At 57.8% G+C, this 535-nt stretch carries 1 pseudogene; it reads left to right on the plus strand.

The features are described from left to right. Positions 1-454: pseudogene (gene puuB, locus ACLJOO_RS42685) on the plus strand (gamma-glutamylputrescine oxidase); the annotation flags it as partial. Positions 455-535: the final 81 nt, after the last annotated feature.

Raw genomic sequence — 535 nt, forward strand, 5'->3', positions numbered from 1 at the left:
GGGTGTGGAAGACTGTAACTATCTGCTTGATTACTACCGTCTTACCGCCGACAACCGTTTGCTGTACGGCGGCGGCGTGGTCTACGGCGCGCGCGACCCGGATGACGTTGAGCGCCTTGTGGTGCCGAAACTGCTGAAAACCTTCCCGCAGCTGAAGGGCGTGAAAATTGATTACCGCTGGACGGGCAACTTCCTGCTGACCCTGTCGCGTATGCCGCAGTTTGGTCGCCTCGATACCAACATCTATTACATGCAGGGCTACAGCGGCCACGGCGTGACCTGTACTCATCTAGCCGGACGTTTGATTGCCGAACTGCTGCGCGGCGACGCCGAACGTTTCGATGCCTTCGCCAATCTGCCGCATTACCCGTTCCCCGGCGGGCGCACGCTGCGTGTGCCGTTTACCGCGATGGGCGCGGCGTATTACAGCCTGCGCGATCGTCTGGGCGTTTAATTTCCGATTAACCGTGAAGAGTCAAAAGGTGTGAAACATGAGCAACAATGAATTCCATCAGCGTCGTCTTTCTGCCACTCC

It is taken from the genome of Kribbella sp. C-35 (assembly GCF_046549195.1).
Classification (GTDB): Bacteria; Actinomycetota; Actinomycetes; order Propionibacteriales; family Kribbellaceae; genus Kribbella.